The organism is Halorhodospira sp. 9621 (assembly GCF_022228055.1).
In the GTDB taxonomy this organism is placed as follows: domain Bacteria; phylum Pseudomonadota; class Gammaproteobacteria; order Nitrococcales; family Halorhodospiraceae; genus Halorhodospira; species Halorhodospira halophila_A.
The window spans coordinates 1-6039 of record NZ_JAJNRD010000055.1; the positions used below are offsets into that span (position 1 = coordinate 1).

The 6039-nt window shown below is 59.9% G+C and carries 4 protein-coding genes and 1 pseudogene; all 5 read right to left on the reverse strand.

Features of this window, described 5'->3' with window-relative positions; translation table 11 throughout:
* Nucleotides 1-30 precede the first annotated feature (30 nt).
* Nucleotides 31-909, reverse strand: a complete 879-nt coding sequence (locus LRF89_RS12740) for a glycosyltransferase family 2 protein (protein ID WP_238637300.1) — start codon at nt 907-909, stop codon at nt 31-33.
* 34 nt (nt 910-943) lie between these two features.
* Complete coding sequence (locus tag LRF89_RS12745; RefSeq protein WP_238637301.1) at nt 944-2386, reverse strand: mannose-1-phosphate guanylyltransferase/mannose-6-phosphate isomerase; 1443 nt, start codon at nt 2384-2386, stop codon at nt 944-946.
* A gap of 5 nt (nt 2387-2391) precedes the next feature.
* Complete coding sequence (locus LRF89_RS12750; protein ID WP_238637302.1) at nt 2392-2844, reverse strand: GDP-mannose mannosyl hydrolase; 453 nt, start codon at nt 2842-2844, stop codon at nt 2392-2394.
* A 3-nt stretch (nt 2845-2847) separates the two neighbouring features.
* Nucleotides 2848-3819, reverse strand: a complete 972-nt coding sequence (fcl, locus tag LRF89_RS12755) for a GDP-L-fucose synthase (protein WP_238637303.1) — start codon at nt 3817-3819, stop codon at nt 2848-2850.
* A gap of 4 nt (nt 3820-3823) precedes the next feature.
* Nucleotides 3824-5059: pseudogene (gene gmd / locus LRF89_RS12760) on the reverse strand (GDP-mannose 4,6-dehydratase).
* Nucleotides 5060-6039 lie beyond the last annotated feature (980 nt).

A 6039-nucleotide genomic window follows, 5' to 3' on the forward strand; every position in this document is an offset into this window, starting at 1 on the left:
TTTTTCAGGACCGACCAACTAGCTCCAACATCACTTGATACGTCGAGGGCGTATTTTGTTCAGGTTATGCCTAATAGGTAACTGGACGTAAGGTGACGCCCAAATAATAGGCCAAAACCATGGTGCATATTTTCTACAGTAGTGGAGGCGCTGAATTGGTGGCTGACCCTTCGCGCTTAGTAGCCGCCTATAGCTTTCCGCTAATGAGATTCCGGGCTCTAGCTCGGTGCCTTTAGTGTTGTTTCGATCGCAAGAGCCGATGTGGCCCGATGCAAGGAGCACTTTCCCGCCTGCTTTGTTCAGCTTGAGGCCATACTCAAAGTCTGCTCCACCATGAATGAAGAAGTCGCTTAAAAAGCCGACCGTTAATAAGGCAGAGCTGGAAAGCAGCGCGCCGTTCATATTCATTGTGTCGACAAGCTTGTATCCTGTGTCGGGCGGCTCAGTCCGTTGCACGCGAAAAGGATGCCAGGATGTGGTTTTAACGGCACCGCTATAAGTGGTCGCCTCGCCTGTGCTGTCGGTAAATGCGCCCGTTACTGCGTGAGCCGGGGTTCCATGAGCCGACAGGTAATCGCTTGAGGTGGAGATGAGGTGATTTAGGGCGTTGGCATTCAAACGCACATCATCGTTATAGACGAACAGGTAGTCAAAGTGCCGGTGTTTGACGGACTGGTCCCAGCCGTAACGCATACCACCTGCCCAGAAAAGGTTCCCTTCACCTTGGATGATCTCCACGTCAGGGAAGTGATGGCTGACCGCCTCGGAAGTTCCATCAGTCGATCCATCATCAACAATGGTATGCCGCAAGGTGACGTTGTCCGGGATTTCTTGCTGATGCAGGTCGCCGAGCGAAGCGAGGGTTTTTTCTTTTCGGTTATGGCAAGTAGCAAGAGTCTGAATAATCATACTGCAGTTGGAGCTCTTTTGAAGTTCTGGTTAGTTACCGTTTGTAAGGATCGTGCAGCCGCACTATATCATCCTCCCCCAAATAACTGCCCGACTGCACCTCTATAAGCTCCAGCGGAATGGCACCGGGATTCTCAAGGCTATGAACCTGCCCGACTGGGATGAAAGTCGACTCATTCTCGGTTACCAAGTACTCGCGCTCGCCGTTTTCAACTTGAGCTGTACCCCGCACCACGACCCAGTGCTCAGCCCGATGGTGGTGGAGCTGCCGCGAGAGCCGCGCCCCGGGGTTTACGGTGATGCGCTTGACCTGGTAGCGATGGCCGTTGTCGATGCACTCGTAACAGCCCCACGGGCGGTAAACGACGCGGTGGTTGGCGTTTTCGCTGCGCCCCTGGCGTTTTAGTTCTTGTACGAAGCTGCGAACATCCTGCACCCGGTGGCGGTCGGCTACGAGTACGGCATCTTTGGTGGCCACTACTACCAGATTCTCTACACCTAAGCAGGTGAGCAGGGTGTCCTCAGCCTCCATGAAGCTGTTCTGAACGCCTTCGGTAAGGACATCGCCCCGGGTGACGTTGCCGTCGTGGTTTTGCTCGCTGATCGCCCAGAGCGCTGACCAGGAGCCGACGTCGCTCCAGCCGGCGTCCAGTGGCACCACCGCAGCATGTTTGGTGCGCTCCATCAGGGCGTAGTCGACGGAGATATCTGGGCTTTGACGGAATGCGTCGGCGTCGACACGCAGGAAGGGGTAGAGGGTGTCCGTCGATTCGTCGGCCGATGTCTCCGGCAGGGCCTGACGGCAGGCGTTTAGTACGTCAGGCTCAAACCGCTCCAACTCCGCGATGTAGGTCGAGGCGCGGAACAGGAACATCCCGCTGTTCCAGAGAAAACCGCCGTCTTCGAGGTAACGCTGGGCGGTGGTGGCGTCCGGCTTCTCGACAAAGCGCTGCACCGCATACCCGCCTGTCGGCAACGGTGCACCTTGCTCGATGTAGCCGTAGCCGGTTTCGGCACTCGTTGGCACGACGCCGAAGGTGACCAGCTGTCCCGCAGCACCCAGCGCGGCTGCTTTGTCCACGGCTTCCTGGAAGGCGGTTGTGTCATCCATGGCGTGGTCGGCGGCGAGGACGAGCAGTAACGGGTCATCGCCGTTGCGGGTCGAGTGCAGCGCGGCGAGGGCGATGGCCGGCGCCGTGTTGCGCCCCTCGGGCTCGAGAAGCAGCGGGGCACTCTCAAGCCCGCATTGGCGCAGTTGCTCAGCGGCAAGGAAGCGGTGCTCCTCGTTGCAGACGAACAGCGGCGTGGCGTGGGGCAGCCCCTCCAGGCGCCGCACCGTCTGCTGCAGCATGCTCTCCTCGCCGAGCAGCGGCAGGAACTGCTTCGGGTAGAGCTCTCGGGAGGCCGGCCACAGGCGTGTGCCGGAGCCGCCGGCCATGATCACCGGCTGCAGGGTTAGGCAATCGGAAGACGACATCGTTCTCACAGGAAATAGGCTTGGGTGTAGGGGTGCACGTCGGTGGCCAAGCGAATGCGCTCTGCCGGCCACCAACCCACCTGTCGGTGCTGATCATCGGGTGGTGCCGCCTGCGGCAGGTCCGTCATCGCGCTGCGGTAGGCCAGCACCACGTAATGGGTCGGCGTCTGCTCATCCAGCGCCGAGTCGCTGTAGAAGTGCTCGTAGACGCCAAGGAACTCCGCGTCCGCCCGCTCGAGCGTCTGGCCGAGCTCGGCTTGCGTCACGCGGCGGAACGCCTCGTCCAGCGATTCGCCTTTGCGCACCCGTCCGCCGGGCACGAACCACCAACCCTGCGCCGGCGGGTTGGTACGCTCCCCGAGCAGGTAACGACCCGCGCCGTCGTGGATCAGCAGGTCGATGGAGACCAGCGGCGCAGCCGCGATCACCTGCTGGAACGTCTCGGCGGGTAGCCACACGGCTCAGCCGCGCGCCTCGTCGCGGTGCTGGCGGTACCAGTTGTAGGTCTGCTCCAGCCCCTCGCGCAGGGGGATCTCCGCCTGCCAGCCGAGCCTCTGGAGCCGCGAGACGTCGAGGAGCTTGCGCGGCGCCCCGTCCGGCTTACTGGTGTCGAAGCACAACCGCCCCTCATAGCCGACCACCGTCTGAATCGTCTCGGCCAGCTCCCGAATGGTGAGATCTACCCCAGTGCCGACGTTGAGGTGGCTGCGCTGCGGCTCGGTGTGCGCCTCGTACTCGGCGCGCGGCAGCCCCATGACGTGTTGGCAGGCGGCGGCGAGGTCGTTGACGTGCAGGAACTCGCGGCGCGGCGAGCCGCTGCCCCAGATGGTGACCTCCGGCGCGCCCGCTTCCTTCGCCTCGTGGAAGCGGCGAAGCAGGGCCGGGATGACGTGGCTGTTCTCCGGATGGAAGTTGTCGCCGGGGCCGTAGAGGTTCGTCGGCATGACGCTGCGGTAGTCGCGCTCGTGCTGGCGGTTGTAGCTCTCACAGAGCTTGATCCCGGCGATCTTCGCCACCGCGTACGGCTCGTTGGTCGGCTCCAGCGGCCCGGTGAGTAGCGCTTCCTCGGCCATCGGCTGCTCGGCCTCGCGCGGGTAGATGCACGACGAGCCGAGGAAGAGCAGGTGCTGGACGTCGGCCTGATGCGCGGCGTGGATCACGCTGGTGGCAATGGCCAGGTTGTCGTAGATGAAGTCGGCGGGGTAGGCGTTGTTGGCGTGGATGCCGCCGACCCGGGCGGCGGCCAGGTAGACAGCGTCGATCTGCGCCTGGCGCAGGAAGGCCTCAACCTGCGCCTGATCGCGCAGATCGAGGGCGGCGCGATCGCGGGTGATGACCTCGTAGCCGTCCTGGGCCTGCAGCCGGCGGGCGAGGGCAGCGCCCACCATCCCCTTGTGCCCGGCGACGAAGATGCGTTGCGGGCGTTCGCTCATCGGATCACTCCCGGCTGATGCGGACGTCGTAGCCGTGGCCCTTGAGCAGGGCGTGGCGCTTGGCCTGGTCCAGGTCCTCGTCGACCATCTCCTGGATCATCGTCTCGAGGCTGATCTCCGGCTCCCAGCCAAGCTCCCGGCGAGCCTTGCTGGGATCACCGAGCAGGGTCTCGACCTCGGTGGGGCGGAAGTAGCGCGGATCGACCTCGACGATGACATCGCCCACCGCGACCTTCGGGGCGTCGTCGCCATGGACAGCGGTTACAACGGCGTACTCCTCGGCACCCTCGCCGTGGAACGCTAGCTCGATGCCCAGCTCCCGGGCGCTCAGGCGGACGAACTCGCGGACTGAGCACTGCTGCCCGGTGGCGATGACGAAGTCATCGGGCTGCTCCTGCTGGAGCATCAGCCACTGCATACGCACATAGTCCCGCGCGTGGCCCCAGTCGCGCAGGGCGTCCAGGTTGCCCAGGTAGAGGCGCTCATCGAGCCCCTGGGCGATATGGGCCAGGCCGCGGGTGATCTTGCGCGTGACGAACGTCTCGCCCCGGCGTGGCGACTCGTGGTTGAAGAGGATGCCGTTGCAGGCGTAAAGGCCGTACGCCTCGCGGTAGTTGACCACGATCCAGTAGGCGTAGAGCTTCGCGGCGGCGTACGGGCTGCGCGGGTAGAACGGCGTGGCCTCGTTCTGCGGCGTCTCCTGCACCAGGCCGTAGAGTTCCGAGGTCGAGGCCTGGTAGAAGCGGGTCCGCTGCTCAAACCCGAGCAGGCGGATCGCCTCCAGCAGCCGCAGGGTGCCCAAGGCGTCGACATCCGCCGTGTATTCCGGCGCCTCAAAGCTGACCGCCACATGGCTCTGCGCCGCGAGGTTATAGACCTCGTCCGGCTGCACCTCCTGCAGGATCCGCGTCAGGTTCGAGGTGTCGGTTAAATCCCCGTAATGCAGGATGAAGCGTTGATCCGTCTCGTGCGGATCCTGGTAGATGTGGTCCACGCGCTCGGTGTTGAACGACGACGCCCGGCGCTTGATCCCGTGGACCTCGTAGCCTTTGGACAGCAGGAACTCGGCGAGGTAGCTGCCGTCTTGGCCCGTGATGCCGGTGATGAGAGCTGTTTTATGCATGTACGTCCCTTCTGACGGCCTGTCAGGAAAGCTCTATGTGTTGCCTTTGGACAGCAGGAATTCAGCGAGGTAGCTGCCATCTTGTCCGGTTGCCCCAGAAATAAGCGCTTTTTTCATGCTCTTATGTGTTCCGCTTTAGTGCTTGGTAAACAAAGAAAACAAAACTGTTTCTTGGTGGTCTTGCGCGCCGTCGGAAGTAAAAAAAATTCATCAGTAGAGCTTTTCCAGGGGGGGCCTCCTGTGCTTGGTCAAGGTCTATGATCTTGCAACCCCGAACAGGGAGGAAAATGATGTTTTCGGATTTGAGATCATTATGTACAATTCCAGTAAGGCTGAGCTTTGCAACCGACACACCTAACTCAAAAAAGGCGATTCCAGAGTATTTGCGCAAACTGCTTATGTCTCTGTAATGTTTCCCTTCAATACGCTCGGTTGAAAGTATCGCGTGCCTCCTGTTTTCGCGGAAGCGCAGAGGCCGCGGCGTGACACCACTTTTCTCTGCGCGCACAAGAAGAGAGTGTTCATTTTTTAGGCTGTTTCTCCGTTCATTTAGAGATGCGTCTTTTTTTTTGTTTACAATCTTGTGGGCTATGCAGCCACGCATGTGGACGGCTCTTTCTGGATATTTGCCGTTTTTTATTTCTTTAGAGTGGCTGCTCCGAGTGTTCGTCATTTTTTTCAGGCCGATATAGTACGTAATAGCTTCAGTTTTGGTGCCTTATGGCATATGGTGTACGCTATTGAAGCTTTTGATAAAACGCTTCACGGTCCTCGGTGTAATTTTTTAGAAGATAATACATTAGGTTCACGTTGTTTTATTAAATCTTTGTCCCACTCATAGCTTGGGGCTAAGGTTTTTGGGTGTTTCAAAGGAAGAGAGATCTCGAAACGGCTTTGTGTGGTTTTTTGTTAGTTGTGTGGGTCGCGCTGGGCCCGAATCCGATATTTGAGACAAGATTTGTTGAAGGAATCACAGAGAGTTGATTTTCTTTGGCTTGCGTAAAGTGCCATGGCCAGTCCCATGCATCTGCTTTGTTTTTGCAGATTTTGTCCGACGGCTGTCAAGGTAGTTGGCACCTCCACCTACGCGGCTCTTG

What these genes read in the sequence shown, in the direction of transcription:
- LRF89_RS12740 (WP_238637300.1), bottom strand. Translation starts at nt 909, where the DNA reads ATGATTATTCAGACTCTTGCTACTTGCCATAACCGAAAAGAAAAAACC.
- LRF89_RS12745 (WP_238637301.1), bottom strand. Translation starts at nt 2,386, where the DNA reads ATGTCGTCTTCCGATTGCCTAACCCTGCAGCCGGTGATCATGGCCGGC.
- fcl (WP_238637303.1), bottom strand. Translation starts at nt 3,819, where the DNA reads ATGAGCGAACGCCCGCAACGCATCTTCGTCGCCGGGCACAAGGGGATG.